Annotated in this window: 13 protein-coding genes and 1 pseudogene; 5 read left to right on the top strand and 9 right to left on the bottom strand. The window is 48.7% G+C overall.

The features are described 5' to 3' along the window. Positions 1-478: 478 nt before the first annotated feature. The 6 genes from AC6RNO_RS24515 to AC6RNO_RS24490 form a co-directional block, all read right to left on the bottom strand. On the bottom strand, positions 479-1,687 hold the full coding sequence (locus tag AC6RNO_RS24515; RefSeq protein WP_497107082.1) for an S-layer homology domain-containing protein: 1,209 nt from the start codon (positions 1,685-1,687) through the stop codon (positions 479-481). Between the two features lie 256 nt (positions 1,688-1,943). Continuing rightward, complete coding sequence (locus AC6RNO_RS24510) at positions 1,944-3,698, bottom strand: methyl-accepting chemotaxis protein (RefSeq protein ID WP_497107081.1); 1,755 nt, start codon at positions 3,696-3,698, stop codon at positions 1,944-1,946. Positions 3,699-3,834: 136 nt separating this feature from the next. Next, complete coding sequence (lplT, locus tag AC6RNO_RS24505) at positions 3,835-5,028, bottom strand: lysophospholipid transporter LplT (RefSeq protein WP_497107080.1); 1,194 nt, start codon at positions 5,026-5,028, stop codon at positions 3,835-3,837. 31 nt (positions 5,029-5,059) lie between these two features. Continuing rightward, entirely contained in the window at positions 5,060-7,198 is a 2,139-nt protein-coding gene (locus AC6RNO_RS24500; RefSeq protein ID WP_497107079.1) for an AMP-binding protein, read from the bottom strand. Positions 7,199-8,032: 834 nt separating this feature from the next. Next, the gene (locus tag AC6RNO_RS24495; protein WP_497107078.1) at positions 8,033-8,668 is read right to left on the bottom strand and encodes a stalk domain-containing protein; all 636 of its coding nucleotides are present in this window, start codon (positions 8,666-8,668) and stop codon (positions 8,033-8,035) included. Positions 8,669-8,820: 152 nt separating this feature from the next. Continuing rightward, positions 8,821-9,561, bottom strand: coding sequence for a glycerophosphodiester phosphodiesterase family protein (locus AC6RNO_RS24490; RefSeq protein WP_497107077.1), 741 nt, complete (start codon positions 9,559-9,561; stop codon positions 8,821-8,823). A gap of 226 nt (positions 9,562-9,787) precedes the next feature. Here AC6RNO_RS24490 and AC6RNO_RS24485 point away from each other — a divergent pair, with 226 nt between their 5' ends. Together AC6RNO_RS24485 and AC6RNO_RS24480 are read left to right on the top strand one after the other, a co-directional pair. Continuing rightward, positions 9,788-10,738, top strand: a complete 951-nt coding sequence (locus AC6RNO_RS24485) for an ABC transporter permease subunit (protein WP_497107076.1) — start codon at positions 9,788-9,790, stop codon at positions 10,736-10,738. Then, positions 10,735-11,022: a hypothetical protein gene (locus tag AC6RNO_RS24480; protein ID WP_497107075.1), complete on the top strand. Its 288-nt coding sequence runs from the start codon at positions 10,735-10,737 to the stop codon at positions 11,020-11,022. The genes AC6RNO_RS24485 and AC6RNO_RS24480 overlap by 4 nt, the downstream gene beginning before the upstream one ends. 180 nt (positions 11,023-11,202) lie before the next feature. On the opposite strand, the gene AC6RNO_RS24475 is transcribed toward AC6RNO_RS24480, so the two are convergent. From AC6RNO_RS24475 to AC6RNO_RS24465, 3 genes are all read right to left on the bottom strand, one after another. Next, positions 11,203-11,634: a universal stress protein gene (locus tag AC6RNO_RS24475; protein WP_474679233.1), complete on the bottom strand. Its 432-nt coding sequence runs from the start codon at positions 11,632-11,634 to the stop codon at positions 11,203-11,205. A gap of 5 nt (positions 11,635-11,639) precedes the next feature. After that, positions 11,640-12,872 (bottom strand): CynX/NimT family MFS transporter, encoded by a 1,233-nt coding sequence (locus AC6RNO_RS24470; protein ID WP_474679232.1) that lies wholly within the window; start codon positions 12,870-12,872, stop codon positions 11,640-11,642. Positions 12,873-13,088: 216 nt separating this feature from the next. After that, complete coding sequence (locus tag AC6RNO_RS24465; RefSeq protein ID WP_159881278.1) at positions 13,089-13,649, bottom strand: helix-turn-helix domain-containing protein; 561 nt, start codon at positions 13,647-13,649, stop codon at positions 13,089-13,091. 205 nt (positions 13,650-13,854) lie between these two features. On the opposite strand from AC6RNO_RS24465, the pseudogene AC6RNO_RS24460 reads away from it, so the two are divergent. The 3 genes and pseudogenes from AC6RNO_RS24460 to AC6RNO_RS24450 all read left to right on the top strand — a co-directional run. Next, positions 13,855-14,196 (top strand): annotated as a pseudogene (locus AC6RNO_RS24460) (carbohydrate ABC transporter permease); the annotation flags it as partial. 103 nt (positions 14,197-14,299) lie between these two features. Further along, positions 14,300-15,703, top strand: a complete 1,404-nt coding sequence (locus AC6RNO_RS24455; protein WP_497107074.1) for an extracellular solute-binding protein — start codon at positions 14,300-14,302, stop codon at positions 15,701-15,703. A gap of 140 nt (positions 15,704-15,843) precedes the next feature. Next, positions 15,844-16,890, top strand: coding sequence for a transposase (locus AC6RNO_RS24450; RefSeq protein WP_497107073.1), 1,047 nt, complete (start codon positions 15,844-15,846; stop codon positions 16,888-16,890). Positions 16,891-17,465 lie beyond the last annotated feature (575 nt).

The raw sequence follows: 17,465 nt of genomic DNA, 5'->3' as shown, positions 1-17,465 counted from the left end.
CCTGATACCAATCTAATGTTCTTCCTGGACTGTTAGGAGCATATCTGTACCAGGCAAAATATCCTTGCGCCGTATCATTACTTTTCGATTCTACTATTACAGGTGCACCTAAAAAATTAACTCCATGAGTACTCCATGTAGGGAGACCAGCAGCCTCTTCAATGATCTTAATTTTCTGCCCGTCTCGATAGAATGCTAATTCTTTAATAATTTTTCCTGCTGGTGCAGTTATAGAAAATGGGTTCGTATTCGCTGTTTTTGAATCACTATAAACAGCTTTATCACCAAGCTGAGAATTTACTGCATACGTCATATCCCTTGTTTCATCTGGTGATGTATCCGATGCGGCTTTTACAAATGGCCATTCAAGATACTGTATTGGGAAAATTTGAATAGCGAACAAAAACAAAACCACAATACTTATATACCTTACTTTAATTCGCATTTCCCCCCTTCCCTTATGTAACATTCCTAGCTTTTAATTTTTAGGGATCAAGCTATGAAAAATTTCTTTATTAAAGTTTGGTGCCGGTGGTATAGCTGGTGCGCTAATTGACAAGATCAAATCATCAGTTGGAAGGGCTTTTTTTGAAATTATAAACGCAGGAAAATCACCAGCTTGATTTATAAAAAGAGGAGCCATACTGCTCAGGATTCCATTAATTCTATCTGTAGGACTATTATCATTAAGCCCATATAAATTGAATCTTGGCTCTTTACTAGTTTCCTTATAAATCGCGGTATCTTTGTTATAGTCAACATGCCCCTTAAAATACAGCACATAACTACTCAAGTATCCATCCCTTACAAATGGGCTGGTTTTAGCTGATCTGCCATTATGCCATTTAATCTTACTGATATCCCCCAACAATCCCAGATTCGGATCATTTGGATCTTCCAAGTCAATAGCTACGATTTGATCGATCGTGCCCTTGTACAGACCGTCCCCTGTTTCCACCGACAAATTTTCAGGATTCCACGGTACACTTTGTTCCCCTCTAAAAATTTCAGGCATAACCGTGAAAATGTTAGTCTTTTTCAGTGCCAGCTCGGCATTGTTCACAGCATACTTGTCCACTTCCAGATTTCCGCCCGCGTTCACGGTCAGTATCCTCTCGATGATTGTTACGCTTTGCGCTCTTGTCGTTGCTTTATCCGTTCCCAGTTCCCCGCCGGCGAGTCCCTGGATCAGTCCCGTTTTCGTGGCGTTGTACATGAAAGATTTATCATCCATGTGTACGGCTGCATGCTGCAAGTCTTTGGTGGTGGCGCGCACGGCGAGTCTCGCCATTTCCAGGCGAGTTATCGGGGTGTTCCAGTCGCCTGTCGTAAAGTCGCTCCATCGGTGGATTCCGGCTTTTACGGCTGAGTTGATGTAAGGCGTATACCAGCTATCTCCATTTTCCGGTTTGGCAGCGTCAAGCTTTAACGCGGTTACGGCCATTTTCAAAAACTCGGCCCGGCTTATGTTAAGCTCCGGCCTAAAAGCGGCGTCCTCGTAGCCGTCTACGTAGCCTTTTTTGACGGCGGCTGCAATTTGCTTTTCCGCCCAGTGCCCGCTAACGTCGCTTAACGCAACGACTGCGGGCGACTGCGCAGCCGCTTCCGCCGCGCCGGTAATTTCGCTGGCTTCACAGCCGGCGCTGCAAACCGACATCAGTACTGCGAAAGAAATTATTTTTTTCATAAAACGAATCTCCCCTTTTATAAATGTGTGCTGCCTGGCGGTCATTCAAAATGTGACTTCCTGCCATAAAGTATGACACAGCATTTCTGTGAGCGTCTACCATTTTTCTCCAAAATCATCCAATTTAACGCAAAAACGCCCACGTTGTCGTTATAGCTTCATAAGCGACAACATGGGCGGTTCTTCCGCACACATTCGGTATTCTCTTGAACATTAAAATACCATATTGTAACAAAATAATCAATGACTACTTATCTCAAACGATAAATTTTTGCAAAGAAATTTGCAGTTCTTCGGCTAGGCCTGCCAGCGATTTCGCGGAGTTTGCGATCTCCTGCGTCGCAGCTTGCTGCTGCTGACTGGCCGCCGACGCTTCCTGGCTAACGCCGATTCCCGTTTCGGATACGCTGCTCACGACATTCATCACTTCTTCGATCCGCCCGTTCGAATCGGCAAGCTCCCGGATGGCCTGGTTCACGTCTTCCACCTTGGCGTTTACTTTTTCAACCGATGCGGCGATGTCGGTGAAAGACTCTTGAGCCTGATCGGAGACGGCCAGTCCCTGCTCCGCTTTGTTCGCCCCGGCCGACATCGACACGACTGCGCGACGGATCTGAGTCTGAATCGTCGCGACCAGGGTCGTGATGTGCCTCGCGGAGGCCGAAGACTGGTCCGCAAGCTTGCGGACCTCCCCCGCGACAACCGCAAAGCCGCGACCCGCTTCCCCGGCGCGGGCAGCTTCGATCGCCGCATTGAGCGAAAGCAGATTCGTCTGCGCGGCGATTTCGTTAATGGCGCTGACGATGTTGCCGATTTCATCGGCGTTCCGGCCCAGCGCCTCAATGACGGCGTTCACTTCCCGGACGGAGTCGGCAATTTCATGCATTTGTCCGGCTATCGATACGACGGACCGCTTGCCGTTTTGCGCTGCAGCCGTAGCTTCTTGCGCCAGAACGGCGACTTCCTGCACCGAATGATCGATCCTTTTGGTGCTCATCGTCATTTGCCTCACAGCCTCATTCGCCTGGATGACGCCGGCAAACTGCTTCTCAAAATCTTGCGAAAGCCGCAGGCTGGATACCGCAACTTGTCTGGCCGCCTCCGCGCTCTGTCCGGAACCGGCAAGCAGCTCCTCCGAACTGGCGGACAGCGTGATCGCGTTATCTGCCACTTGGGCGACGAGGATTCGCAAGTTTTCCGTCATCGCATTAAAAGCGCCCGTCAGACGCCCGATCTCATCCTTGTACGGATAGTCGCCTTTAACCGACAAATCGCCGGCAGCCGCTTTCTCCAGTTGAGCCTGCAAACTGCCGATCGGCTTCGTCAGCAATACGTTCAATAACAGAGCATTTCCGGTCAGCACGAGAATCGCCACGATAATCGTAACGACAATGATCGCATGCGCGCGGGCGGAATCTTTCGCATTGCTGTTCCGGAACTGTTTGGCCGCTTCTTCCTTCAATGCCGCCAACTCATTCAGCGCGGCCAAAGTTTGCCCGCTTTGCGGGGAAAGCTGGTTGTTGTACACCTGGTATGCAACCTGATTATTTTTCGTCGCATGTTCGATCGTTGCGGCAAGCAGCTCCCGGTATTTGGCGTTCAACTGCTCAAACTTTTTAAAACCGGCCGACTCCGCTTCATTCAAAGGAACTTCGGACAATTTCGCAGCCAATTCGTCATTGGCTTTTATCGATGCGTCAAGCTGAGCCTGCAGTTTGCTTTTGTACTTCATATCGACGGTCAGCATCATTTCCAAAATTTCCGATTCGGTTTCGTTAAAGCTCGATTTCAACTGGTTGATCCATTGTACGGAGAGCAAGCTTTCCTCATACATGCGGGACGAGTTTTCCGACATTTTATCCATGAAGTAGTAGCCCGTGGAACCAACAATGAGCAAAAAGCCGATCGCAAAGCCGTTCATAAGCATTAATTTAAAACGAAGCCTGAGATTCCGCAGCCCGGACAAACGAAACGCCGCACCGCCCGAAAATAATTGAAACTTCTCCCCCAAAATCCCATCTCCCCTTCCGAATCGCCAATGCGCCAGATGCATGTGAGAAAACATAACACCTTTAATTGACCTACGGTTTATTCTACAAAAACGAATCGGGACTGTAAAGAAAAAACTGGGAGAGAAGCACTAGGGATTATTCCATCTGTCCGGTGTAAGCCGTTTTCAACTGTCGGCGCTGAACCATCAGGTAGGCTACGAAAGCCGCCAAAATTGCGGCAATTCCGGCGATGGACAAGTCTGCAGAAATGCCGGCCTTGGAAATTTGGGTGTAGGCCCCCACCCCTGTCAGCATGAGCCCATTTTCCACAAAATTTTGCACAGCGATCGTTTTGCCGGCTCCTACCATGCCCTGCCCTTTATCCTGCAGCACCGAGTTCATCGGAACGATAAACACACCGCCGCTGAAGCCGACGAGAAGCAGCAGCCCGATCGTCAGGTACAGGTTGGAAATGACCGTAAACAGCAGGATCGCACAGATCATCAAAATGCCGAATACGTAGGAGTTGTAATATTTGCGGGCCGGAATCAGCTTGGGCGTCATTAAGGCGCCGATCATGATGCCGATGCCGGTTACCGCGACGAGCATCGATATTCGGTCAACCGATTGAATGCCCAAATGCGCCGGCACCCAATCGATAATAGCCAAACGAACGACGGACGACGCCATCCAAAAGGAGCCTGTGCCCACCAGCGAAAACCGGGTCGTGCGGTCCTTCACCAAAACAAGCAGATCGGACGCGAACGCCCTCGCTTCCCGCATATATTGAATGTGCGGATTGCCGGCAATTCTCGGAATCAGAAGCGTCATGCCCAGCGAAAGGAGATACAAGGAAAGGCAGACGGCAATCGAGCCTGTCAGCGACATTTTCGCTGCGATCCCTCCGCAAACGGAACCCATCAAAATCGCCAGGATGGTGTAGCCTTCGATTTTGGCGTTAGCGCGCAGCAGCTCCGTTTCGGAATGCGTCAGCGTCGGCAGGATGCCGTACTTTGCCGGCGAATATACGGCCGCACCGATACCGACAATGCCGTAGCACACCGCCGGATCGAGATGCGCGAACAGGGCGACGATCCCGGCCGCTTTGATCGCATTGCCGACCAGCAGCACGTGGGCCTTCGGATTTTTATCGGCGAAAGCTCCGACAAACGGGGACAAAATGACAAAAGCCAGAAGAAAAGAAGCCTGCACGACACCGATGTAAAAGTCGGGATACGCATTTTGCTGAACAATAGCCAGCGTAATGAAAAGAATCATGTTATCGGCAAAAGCGGAAAGAAATTGCGTCAGGTACAAAGTTTGCAGCGGTTTGATCCGTTTGATGTTCATGCCGGTTTCGCTCCTGTTCGTAGGTTCCGTTTTAAAAAGCCATTTTCTTCAATGTCACATAATCGACTTTGCCGCTTCCCAGCAGAGGCAGTTTGTCGACAAACCTCAACTCCGAAGGCATATAAATGGGCGACTGCCCCTGCTGTTTCATAAATTCTTTTACTTGCTGGATTTGAGCGCCGGGATCGTTATGGTAGACGACAATCCGCTCGCCCTTACGCGTATCCGGAACGCTGACGGCGGCGCAGAGCGCCTGCGGCATTGCTGCCGAAACCAGCTCCTCTACCATGGGAAGCGACACCTTTTCACCGCCGATTTTGGCAAAAGACTGCAGCCTCGCCTGAATCGTGATGTAGCCCTGCTCGTCGATCTGCACGACATCCCCGCAGCTGTACCATTCCGGGCTCGGCACAAAACCTTTTTCATGAATCAGATAGCCTTTCATCACGTTCGGCCCTTTCACTAACAGGTTGCCCCCTTGCTCAATTCCTTCCACAGCCTCCAAGCGGTATTCCATACCCGGGAGCAGGCGCCCGACGGTACCCTTTTTCATGTGCATCGGCGTATTCAGCGAAACGACCGGCGCTGTCTCCGTCGTCCCGTACCCTTCCAAAATGCGGATGCCGAACTTATCCATCCAAATTTGACGCACTTCTTCTTTCAGCTTTTCCGCGCCGGCCACGACATATTTAAGCGAATGGGCAAAATCGTACGGATGCGCGGTCCGGGCATAAGCCGCCAAAAACGTGGAAGTGCCGAACAAAATCGTAATGTTCCTGTCGTATACGAGCTCGGGAATGACTTTGTAGTGCAGCGGATTCGGGTACAGCACCACTTTCATGCCGGACAAAATCGGCAGCATCGTGCCGGCTGTCAGCCCGAAGGAATGGAACATCGGCATAGCGCCGAGCACGCTGTCGGTCGAATTGAACGCGATGACCGTCCGCGCTTGCAAAATGTTCGCATACACGTTCCGATGTGCGAGCACGACGCCTTTGGGCTTGCTTTCGCTCCCCGAGGTGAAAAGGACGATTTCGTTCCGCTCTTCGCCGACCGGCCCTTTCGCTTGGAGCAGGTAATCTTTGAGCCCGGCAAGCTTGTCGCCCCATGTAATCCCCGCTCTCACATCTTCCAAATAAACCAGGGCAAATCGGCCCTGCGCGGCTTCGATGAAATCGGCCAAGCCCGCTTTTTCCGCAAAAGCTCTGGACGTAAGTATCGTCCGCACGGCAGCCGTTTCGCATGCATCGAGCATCGTCTGCTTGCCTGCGGAGTAGTTCAGGATGGCCGGCGTCAGCCCGAGCCGGAACATCGCGAACAAAGTGATGACATGCGCCGCGGAGTTGGGCAGCAGTACGGCGGCGCGCTGCTGGCCGGCCAGTTCCCGCTTCAGACGGGCAGCCATCGTGTAGGAGCTGACGAGCAGCTTTTTGTAGCTGAAATCGGTGCCGCTTACGAGATCCTCGCAAACCTTGAAAGACTTGCCGTGAACCCCGGCGGCCGCAAGCAGTTCATTGAACAGATTGAGCTGCGGCTTCATCCGGCTTGCGAACAAGTGGTTCTGCATACGGCTGCGGATCAGTTCGGCCGCTCGTTCCTTTTGCACGCGCATCGGAACGCCCTCTTCCGGCTCGACTTGAAACGGCTCGCCGATCTGCATACTGACCGCGGGAAACCAGCGCTGCCTGAGCTTGCCTTTCAAATAAGAAAGCTTCGAAAATTCCAGGCCGTTAATCGCTACCGGCACCATCCGGGCTTGCGATTTTAGAGCGATATAGCCTATGCCGCCGTACACTTTCATCATCGCCCCTGTCGTCGTGACCCTTCCCTCGGGAAATACGACGAGCGGGGTTCCGCTCTGTACGGTTTTGAGCATTTTTCGGACCGAGTACGGATTGAGCGGATCTACCGGAATATGTTCGCGAAACATCAGAATCAAGGAAAAACGTCTGGCAATTTTCGTATTGACGACAAACGCTACTTCTTTCGGCAAAATGAACGCCAGCAGCACCGCATCGAGCAAAGAAACGTGATTCGGGATCAGCACCGTGCGAACGGAAAAATCCAGGCGCTCCATGCCGCTGACGCGGAGCCGGAAGCAAGCGCGAACGAGCGGGTTCAGTATAGGAAGCAGCAGTTTTAAAGCGATATAAAACAGTTGTTTGAACATGATGGCAACCTCCTAAAGGCACATCTTAATACCTGGTCTTAATTCTATTGTATGTATTTCCGGCGCCGCGAGTAGTACTAACTTTGCGTAGTACCTTGATTGCAGCCCGTGGAACCGACTCGCAGGTCGGGCGGGAGTTTGGTTCAGGTTCGCAAAAGAGCTTGCGATTGGTTGTGCATCTTTTCGGCCCTTGGCGATTTTGCAGAATATTCCCTGCAATCATGGAGGGCTTTTGCCGTCCAAGACGACATGTGCTCGACCGATCGCCGTCATGCAGCGCAATACCGTGCGCTGAGAACTGTGCGCGATGCGGCCGTGGTCGTCCGTTAAGCGGCTTGGCAAGCCGAATGCTTGCGAAAATCAGATTGTTGATAAAGTAACTGAGTAGAGGAACCAGAGGGAACGTTAGGCGCTCTTCGCCAACCTATGCTTCTCCTGCACGGGTTGGGGATCTGCGGGGAGACAAACGCGGCTTGGCAGGCAAAAACCTGCGAAAGTGCAGGCTTTTTCCGGGGAAACGGTTCGTTTTGGCGAAATGCCTGCGATTGTGCAGGAATTTTTCACGAAAACGGACCTCAGCCCATGTTCGCGGCGAAAAGCCTGCACATTTGCAGGAATTTATCGCGGCCAGCGTATCCATCGAGCAAAAAGATGTACTTTTGCAGGTTTTCTTCGCACAGCCAGGCAGGGGCTGCGACCGACACCGGCGTATGGCCTGCCGGCAGCCTAATTTTTGCAGGAATGTTTCGCTGCAAGCGTGTCAGCAAGCAAAAAGCCGCCCGCGATTTCTCGCAAGCGGCCGTCGGCCTATATGGCGGCGGTCACCCCCATACACTATCTCAATTCAATCGGCGCGGACTCCACTCTATTGAAAGTTTCTCCATCAGTCGAGCCGTCGATCAGAAAATCGATCGTCTTGACGTCATCCAGATTCGTTTTCACCGGAACGACAATTTTTCCTTTTCTGACTTGCTGGGTCGTATAGGTGCCGTCAAAATCGTCCGAATAATCGTTAGGATTGCTTATTTCCGCGATTTCGTCGAGGTTCAACCGGATCTGCCCTTTTTTCGGGTACCACTTTAATTTGGTGTACGCATTATTCGTAATCGTAACATCGAAAATAACCGCATTAATCGGTGTCGGGGTTTTGTTGTTGCGGTAGGACGTGTCCAATGTGACTTTCGATATTTGCATCAACAAAGAGCCTGACCATATGACGCTGTTCACTTCAAACGACCTCGTTTTTTTAATATTGATCGTTCTGGACTCCTCGTCCCAATTCACATTCGCGCCCAACGCTTCGGAAACTACCCGCAAAGGCACGTAACTGGAGCCGTCAATAATTTGAACGTCGGCATTAACTTGCTTTCCGTGAATGAACAGCCGGATATCGGATGCGGCCTGCACGCCAATTCCGATTCCAAAGATCAGTACGCCCGCCATACAAGCGGCAATCAGCTTTTTGTTCATCTTCCTCTCTCTCCTTTATACTGGTATTTCCAATAATTCGACAAAAAGCGATTTTTTCCTGCAAAGCAAAAAAAGCCCTGAGCTTCCACATCTCAATCCGTGGATCAGCGCTTTTTTGTTCATGCAAAATGTTTCGGTTGGGCTTGCGGCTGTCACCGCTGTTCCCTGAGCAGCCCCGCCAACCGGGCCGGATAATCCGTGATGATCCCCGACACTCCGGCTCCGATCAGCCTGCGGTAATCCTCCACCCGGTTAACCGTGTACGGATACACTTGAAGCTCCGCCGCCTCCGCGCCGTGCACATCCGCCTTGCCGATCCCTTCAAAGTGGGGGTGCAGCGAGTACACTTCCACACCGAGCAGCTGCGCATAAGCGGCGTGGTCGATCAAATTGCCTACGTACAGCAGTCCGATCCGCGCTTCCGGCTCCGCCTGCTTCAGACGTTTGACGCATTTATGATCGAACGAAGAAATAACAACGTCGTCAAGTCTGCCGCTTTTATGCAAAAAAGCCAGCAGCGCCTGCTCCATCCGTCCTTCATAAGCATGCTTCACTTCCACGTTGATCAGATAGCCCGGCGGAATCAGCTCGAACACTTCCCGAAGCAGCGGCACCCGCTCCTCGTTGTAAGCTTCGCCAAACCATGATCCCGCATCCAGGCGCTTGATCTCCCCGGCCGTCTGCTCGCAGATAAGCCCGCTGCCGTTAGTCGTGCGGTTCAGCGTTGGATCGTGACAAACGACGATTTCCCCGTCTTTGGAAAGATGCACATCCAGCTCAATGCCCTGTGCCCCCTGCTGCAGCGCAAGCGCAAAGGAAGCCAGCGTATTCTCCGGCGCTTCTCCGGCAGTGCCCCTGTGGCCGATGATTAAAGGCTTGTGTCCGCTCATCATCCAACACTCCTGACAAATGATAGTAAACTGCTTTTCTCCAATTATAGTAGAGTTTGCCTTCCTGTGCACAGTTAAGAATTAATAAACGCAATGTACGACGGCAAAAGATACCTAATAATGGGAAAATACACAATTTTTAATATTTTTTTAACACTGGTCAAATATAGGGCTTATACACTAAAAACGGTCAATTAACGAATTGCCGACCTATTCTAGGAGGATGCTAATGAATACGATTGATAGAGATGTAGTTCTCTCACCGCCGGCTGTTCGCGTTCGCCGCAAGGCCGGAACACGATCCGCTTTTAAATGGCAAGATAACCTTCTCGGTTATTTCTTCCTGTCTCCCTCGATCCTGTTGTTTGCGATATTTCTGTTCTACCCTCTTTTGCAATCGGTCTATCTCAGCTTCCATGAAACAGATCCGCGCGGCCGAGTCGCAGGTTTCGTGGGATTGGACAATTTCGTCGATATTTTCACGTCGGAACGGTTTTATACAAGTCTAAAAGTGACCGGCGCCTTTACGCTGCTCACGGTTCCAACCGGCATTGCGCTGGCGCTGCTGCTCGCTGCGCTGACTCACAACCGCCTGAAGGGCATGCGCTTTTTCCAGTTCATGTTTTCCATGCCGGTCGCATTTTCGGTCGGAACGTCCGCTGTGATTTGGATGATGCTGTTCCACCCTACGGTCGGCATGCTGAATTATATACTCAGCCTGGCCGGCTTGCAGCCTGTCGCTTGGCTTACAGATCCGGGCTGGGCGCTGATCTCCGTTTCGATTATGACCGTGTGGATGAACAGCGGCTTCAACTATATCGTGCTGCTCAGCGGGCTGCAAAGTATCCCTGACGACATCTACGACAGCGCCAAAATCGACGGTTCGGGCCCGTTCCGGACTTTTGTGCAAATTGTCGCGCCTCTGCAGTCGCCGACCGTATTTTTTGTAACGATCGTCTCGATTATTAACGCTTTCCAGTCCTTCGGGCAAATTCATATTTTGACCAAAGGCGGTCCTATAAACACGACGGACGTTCTCGTATATTCCATCTATCAGGATGCGTTCATCAACTTCCGCTTTGGGACAGGCAGTGCGCAGGCACTTGTGCTGTTCGCAATTATTTTGATCATCACGATCATCCAATTCCGGGTGTTTGAAAGGAACGTGCACTATCAATGAGAAATCGGACCCAATCGGCGTTCCTCTATTTGCTGCTTGCGGTTTTTGCGGCGCTTATGTTTTATCCGGTGTTTTATACGTTTGCTGCGGCTTTCATGACTCCCGAGGAAGCTTCGGCTTATCCGCCGCCATTTTTGCCCAAAAGTTTGTATATCGGAAGCTTTCTGGCCGTTCTGAAGCTGGTGCCCATCGTCACTTTCATCAAAAACAGCTTCATCGTTTCCACGCTCGTCATGATCGGGCAGTTGTTCGGTGAAAATAAAGTTTTAGACTGGAGTCGTTGATTTAACGTGGTTTTTGAATTGATGAATCGTCAGCTTTTGATAAATAAGTTTTAGACTGATCCCTTAAAAGAAGCAGCGGCGGACCAAGACTTGAAATAAAGTCTTAGACTGCCGCTGTAGTCATTCAAATAACGTATCCTTTAGTATAACAATGCATCATCTCTGCAGTCCCCGAAAGAGTTAATGCACAATGAGGACTGGGCAACTTGATAGCTGTGAAACCTTGTGGCTGACACTTCCAAGCATCATTTCTTTTATGCCACTTAGCCCACGGTTCCCAATAATAATGAGTTGCTGCTCGGTATCCCCTGCATATTTTAATATTTCATGTGCAGGATCTCCCTTAAGATGAACTGTTTCCGGGTTAATCCCCGCAGATTTTAATTTAGACTTGGCTTGTTGCAGCTGTTCCAAACTCGCTTTCTCCATTTCGTTCAATATTTCTTCCAAGAATTTCTCTGGTACATATGTCATGCCATTCGACACATATTCCTGGCTGACATTAACCAAGGTAACTTGAGTTTGTTTGTTTCGGGCTATTTCAATGGTTGCATCGAGGAGTTTGTTCGTTATTTCAGCTTTATCAATGGTCACCATAATTTTGTCAAACATATTTATCATCCTTTCCGTGGCAGCTCGTAACTATTTCGGCTACCTACAAAACGGTTTCTTGCTGCTCCTATACCGACTAAAAAGAGCAAGACCGCAGCGCCAAGCAGAATGAAAAGTGGCAGGTTCCAACTATTTGTCGCATCATGCAGATATCCTATAAGAGCAGGACCGACTGCGGCAAGAAGATATCCGATCGATTGCGCCATGCCAGACAGTTCCGCTGCTTGATGCGCATTTTCAGCACGTAACCCGAAAAACATCATGGACAAACTAAAGGCGAAGCCGCCACCAATTCCGAGCATGATGATCCACAACAGAATGATATCAGAGCTTCCGTAAAGAAGTCCGATCGTTCCCGTCAAAAGCAAAATGGTTGTAATGGCCACTAACATCCGTTGGCTAGACATGCGCCCAGCAATAACGGGGACAATAAAGGCAAATGGAAGCATAGCTAGCTGCATGATCGAGAGGTACCATCCTGATTGGTTTGAGTCAATTCCTTGCTGCTTTAAAATTTCAGGCAACCATGCGATCAATACATAGAAAACCATGGACTGTACACCCATAAACATGGTTACTTGCCAAGCAAGCGGGGATCTCCAAACATTCACATCGTTGCTGGCCATCTTTTGACTCGTCGTGGCTGTTTGCTTCGTTTGATTTCTTAATTGGGGTAACCAACAGAGGATCGATACAAAGCTTAGAATCCCCCATATTCCCAATGCTCCCTGCCATTTTAGACCTGCGTTCAGGGCTAGAGGCACACTGATTCCCGATGCGATTGCTCCACATAAACTCATTGAAATGGAGTAAACACCTGTGATGAAGCCAATTTTATTTGGAAAATCCCTTTTGATTATACTTGGCAATAATACATTACATACGGCAATTGCGAATCCAAGAATTGCTGTCCCAATAAACAGATTAGCTGCGCCAGATAAAGAACGTATTACAATACCTACAGTCAGAAAGAGTAAGGCGATCATTATGATACGTTCAACCCCATACCTTTGTCCTAATTTTGGTACTAGAGGCGATAAAAAAGCAAAGGCAAGCAAGGGTACCGTTGTAATCAGGCCTGCTAATGTATTTGAAATATGAACGTCATCTCTTATGAGACTCACTAAAGGACCGACTGATGTTAAGGGAGTACGTAAATTAGCTGCAATAACAATAATGCCGAGAATGATCAGCCCTATAGAGGATGGTACGGCTTTATTATTTTGTTTGTTCGGCATTCTTAATTTCTCCTTCCTGAATTCTTACGTATTATTTGCTTCCTGCTGATTGAAAAAAACGATACATCCGCGCGAATAAATAAAGTATATTATAGTATATTATTTTTATCAATAATTACTTTATAATATACTTCCGTTCATCTAAAAACAAAAATACAACTCTGAAATTCCCGTCATGGAATTCAGAGTTGTATTTAATAAGTGGAATTTTCGACTTTAGAAACCGTACTTTAAGGATATATGGAGCACTGTTTCGCTATCCGTATGATTGGTATAAGAATGAGGACAATCTGCACGAAAACTGATAGTATCATATTGATTCAATGTGTAAATCTCTCCATTGACTTGAATTTCAATGGAACCAGTCATGACTGTCGCAATTTCAGATGTATTGACATGATGACCTTCAGGCTGATACGAGCTATTTGGCTGTAAGTAAGCCCGACACATTTCAATATCGTTACTTTTAAAGACTGGTTCAATGATCCAATTCTTTTGATCATTAGAAAACCGCAGTCCTTCACCTGCTCGATACAAACTAGCAGAGTCTTCTGATTTGAACAAAGCCAATAGCGGTAAAGATATACCTTTTGAAATTTTCCATATAATCGCCAAAGTTGGATTTGTCTCGCCACGTTCGATATTCCCCAGAGTAAGTTTGCTTACGCCCGTTAGTTCCGATAAGTCGTCTAAGCTCATGTTTTTTTCTTTTCTGTACTTTTTCAAGGCAACACCGATTTGTAATACAATTTCTTTTGATTCATTGATTTCATCCATTAGATTCACCTCAACAAAAAACAGTTATAGCTAGTATATTATTTATCTAGATTCTTTTCCATACGAGTAGTATTTGATGGTGGACTATACTCCTATGAAAAAATAATCTGCCCGTTTAGCTTAATGAAACTTTGTCAGTCTAATACTTTATTTTCTCAGTCTAACACTATATTTTTCAGTCTAGAACTTTATTTTCTTCTAACAGCAGTTGCTTACGTCCAGCATGGCCGCTTACGCGTTCGCCAATATCAGCTTTAGAGGAAAAACGCCGGTCTTTGCCCTCTTCATAGCTACGTTGATGATTCCGTGGGAAGTGACGATCATTCCCAACTATTTGACTGTGAAACAGTGGGATTGGCTCGACAGCCTGCAGGGGTTGACCGTTCCTTTTCTCGCCACGGCGTTCGGGACGTTTTTGCTGCGGCAGTTTTTTCTCCAGCTCCCCCGCGAGCTGTTCGAAGCGGCGCGCATCGACGGATGCGGACACATCCGCTGCTTCCTGCTTCTCGTGCTTGGCCTCAAGCAGCTTGTTCGCGGACTGACCGCAGGTGCGGTCAAAGGCTAGGCTGCGTACCGGATGGCGCTTCCGTTTTACACACGTACAACGGGTCCATATATGAAAATATGTATAAGGGAGAGGAAAGAAAAAAATGAAACAGTATCCACTGAAGTTCTCGCTGCTCGCCATGACAGCATTCGCCATGATGCTTACAAGCGCATGCGGCAAAACGGAAACGACTTCCGGCAGCGCAGCCGACGGCAAAGCCGCCACTGCCAGCCCGACAGCCGAAGCTAAAACGGCCGACGCCCAAAAAACCGCACAACCGGTCAAAGTCATCTGGTGGCATTCCATGAGCGGAGAACTGGGCAAAGCCGTGGACAAACTCGTTGCGGATTTCAACGCCTCCCACAAAGACATTCAGGTCGAAGCCGTGTTCCAGGGAACTTACGACGAGAGCCTGAACAAAATGAAAGCTTCGATGGACACGAAAAACGGCCCTTCCCTCATACAGGTATACGAAATCGGCAGCCGCTTTATGATCGACTCCAAAGCGATTACGCCTATGCAAAACTTCATCGACGCCGACAAATTCGATCTGTCCCAGCTTGAAGAAAACATTCTCGGCTACTATTCTTTCGATGGCAAGCTGTACTCCATGCCGTTCAATACATCCAACCCGATTCTTTATTACAACAAAGATATGTTCAAAGCGGCAGGTCTTGATCCGGAAAAACCGCCGACCACTTACGAAGAAGTGGCAAAAGCGGCTCAGGCGCTCAGCAAAGACGGCAAATCCGGCTCCTCGTTCGCGATTTACGGCTGGTTTATGGAACAATTTTTTGCGAATCAGGGCGCAGAATACGTGAACAACGGCAACGGCCGGACCGCCCCGGCTACCGAATCGCTCGTAAACAGCGACGCAGGCGTGAACACATTGACCTGGTGGAAGCAAATGGTCGACAACAAAACGGCTTCCAACCTCGGCCGCAAAACCGATGACACGAAAAAAGCGTTCGCTGCCGGTCAAATCTCAATGACACTCGACACCACCGCTTCGCTTCGCGGAATCGTCAGCAGCGCCGAAGGCAAATTCCAGGTCGGAACCGGCTTTTTGCCAAAGCCTGCCGATGCCAAAGACGGCGGGGTCATCGTAGGCGGAGCGAGCCTGTACATCTTGAACAACAAACCGGAAGCCGAGCAAAAAGCTGCCTGGGAATTCATCAAGTTCCTGGCAACGCCGCAAACGCAAGCCTATTGGCACGTCAATACAGGCTACTTCCCAATCACGAAAAAAGCGTATGACGAGCAGCTCGTGAAAGACAACCTCGCCAAATATCCGCAGTTCCAAACTGCGATCAATCAGCTTCACAGCACCAAATTGAACAAAGCGACGCAAGGCGCCGTCATGGGCGTATTCCCGGAAGCCCGCCAAATCGTCGAAGGCGCGATCGAAGAAGCGCTGAACAGCAAAAAATCACCGAAAGAAGCGCTCGACGGCGCAGCCAAGAGCATCACTGAAAAAATCGCCGCCTATAACAAAACCGTAAAATAAGCGGTCATAAAAAGGAGCACACAGGCTGACGGCAGCCGGGTGCTCCTTTTTTTTTCTACTACAGCAAGATTAACTAGCGGGTATTTCCAGTCTTCTGTCGAAGGTATTTAGGTCAGAATTTACCCTAGGAGATGACCTTCATGCTTGAGAAAAATAGATTGGGTGCCGCGCCCAGAGTTTACTTCAGACCTGAGTTTAAAAATTGTCCACACTGTGAATCTAAATTGCGGAGAACCCATACAGCATGGGAGAAAAAGATTGTCACAAGAGACGGAATCATCCATGCATGGAGCATGGCTTATGCTTGTAAAAATCCAGACTGCGCACACGCAGGCGTTGCGTATAAATCTGCTGAAGCTGAGATGCTTAGCATGAAGCATTCCTCGTATGGATATGACGTGCTTGCTCTCGTTGGGGAACTACGCTTTAAGCAACATCGAACGGTTGCGGAAGTTGCCGAAGCATTGAACGAACAAGGCATTCCAACGAGTGAAAGACATGCTCAAAATTTGTACGAACGTTATCAAATCTTGCTTTCAGCGAGTTTAGATGATCATGTTAACAAAGTCCTTGCAGAAACAACGGAACAAAATGGAGGCGTCATTCTTTCCATGGATGGGGTTCAGCCTGAAAAAGGCAATGAAACACTTTATGTACTAAGAGAAGTATTCAGTGGAACCGTGCTTGCCGCACAAAATATGAAGAGCGGGACTGCGGAAGAATTGAAAACACTTATCGAACCCATCCTGATGCTAGGGTATCCAATCGTAGGTATTATAAGTGATGGGCAAAAATCCATACGGCTGGCATTTGAAACACTTTTGCCAGATGTGCCTTACCAGTACTGTCAGTACCACTATCTGAAAGACATTGCTAAGCCCATTGTCGACGCCGATCGCAAGTTAAAAATGGAACTCAAAAAGAGCATGCGCGGGATTCGCGACATCGAACGAAAAATAGAGCAAGTTGAATCCAAAGCGCTTGTAACAGAGAAAACGGAACAGTCAGAATCGCAACCTGCTGAAATGACCGAAGCGCAGATTGCTAAGGGATATGTGGCAGCCGTTCGAGCTCTGCTCCTTGAAGATGGAGATCCACCATTGGAGCTTCCTGGATTAATTATTTATGAACGTGCACAAGCCATACAAGCTTCCTTACAAAGATGCTTGAGTAAAAAAAGAGCCTAATTTACTTCAAGTTGTTGTCAGAATATTCAGTAAAATTGAAGAATTAAAACCTAGTTATACAGCCGTTTCACGGCTAGTGAAACCCTTGGAACATATCGCTAGCATTCTCACCCCTGAGGAAGACAAAAGTAGTGAGACGGCTGAGTGGGAACTGTCCCTGCTACTGGAATGGGTGAAACAAACCTACACGCATCAGAGTGACGAGCTAATGGTTAACAATTTACTTAACTTTTCCAGAGGGTTTTGGAAAGGCTTGTTCACTTGTTATGACCATTACTACATTCCAAGAACGAACAATGACTTAGAGCAATTCTTTCGACGGACGAAGGCTAGTCACCGTCGTATTACGGGACTTCGTAATTGGAACAGTTACATCGTACGCAATGGTGAAATGATCGTATTAGTGAATGATGCACTGCGCCAAGAACATGTCATTTCACGACTGCGTCAGTTTGCTTTACTCGCTATACATCTCGAAAAACATTGTGGGATCAGCGTTTAACCAGCGTTATATTACGCAAAAAATTTAATCGCAATAGCGCAGGCTACCTCAACGACTTAGAGCAAAAATGGAA

Source organism: Paenibacillus sp. sgz302190 (assembly GCF_059820445.1).
Note: the sequence above shows the minus strand (reverse complement) of the source record. Positions and strands in the feature narration are given on the sequence as shown.

What these genes read in the sequence shown, in the direction of transcription:
- AC6RNO_RS24515 (WP_497107082.1), bottom strand. Translation starts at nt 1,687, where the DNA reads ATGAAAAAAATAATTTCTTTCGCAGTACTGATGTCGGTTTGCAGCGCC.
- lplT (WP_497107080.1), bottom strand. Translation starts at nt 5,028, where the DNA reads ATGAACATCAAACGGATCAAACCGCTGCAAACTTTGTACCTGACGCAA.
- AC6RNO_RS24500 (WP_497107079.1), bottom strand. Translation starts at nt 7,198, where the DNA reads ATGTTCAAACAACTGTTTTATATCGCTTTAAAACTGCTGCTTCCTATA.
- AC6RNO_RS24495 (WP_497107078.1), bottom strand. Translation starts at nt 8,668, where the DNA reads ATGAACAAAAAGCTGATTGCCGCTTGTATGGCGGGCGTACTGATCTTT.
- AC6RNO_RS24490 (WP_497107077.1), bottom strand. Translation starts at nt 9,561, where the DNA reads ATGATGAGCGGACACAAGCCTTTAATCATCGGCCACAGGGGCACTGCC.
- AC6RNO_RS24485 (WP_497107076.1), top strand. Translation starts at nt 9,788, where the DNA reads ATGAATACGATTGATAGAGATGTAGTTCTCTCACCGCCGGCTGTTCGC.
- AC6RNO_RS24480 (WP_497107075.1), top strand. Translation starts at nt 10,735, where the DNA reads ATGAGAAATCGGACCCAATCGGCGTTCCTCTATTTGCTGCTTGCGGTT.
- AC6RNO_RS24475 (WP_474679233.1), bottom strand. Translation starts at nt 11,634, where the DNA reads ATGTTTGACAAAATTATGGTGACCATTGATAAAGCTGAAATAACGAAC.
- AC6RNO_RS24470 (WP_474679232.1), bottom strand. Translation starts at nt 12,872, where the DNA reads ATGCCGAACAAACAAAATAATAAAGCCGTACCATCCTCTATAGGGCTG.
- AC6RNO_RS24465 (WP_159881278.1), bottom strand. Translation starts at nt 13,649, where the DNA reads ATGGATGAAATCAATGAATCAAAAGAAATTGTATTACAAATCGGTGTT.
- AC6RNO_RS24455 (WP_497107074.1), top strand. Translation starts at nt 14,300, where the DNA reads ATGAAACAGTATCCACTGAAGTTCTCGCTGCTCGCCATGACAGCATTC.
- AC6RNO_RS24450 (WP_497107073.1), top strand. Translation starts at nt 15,844, where the DNA reads ATGCTTGAGAAAAATAGATTGGGTGCCGCGCCCAGAGTTTACTTCAGA.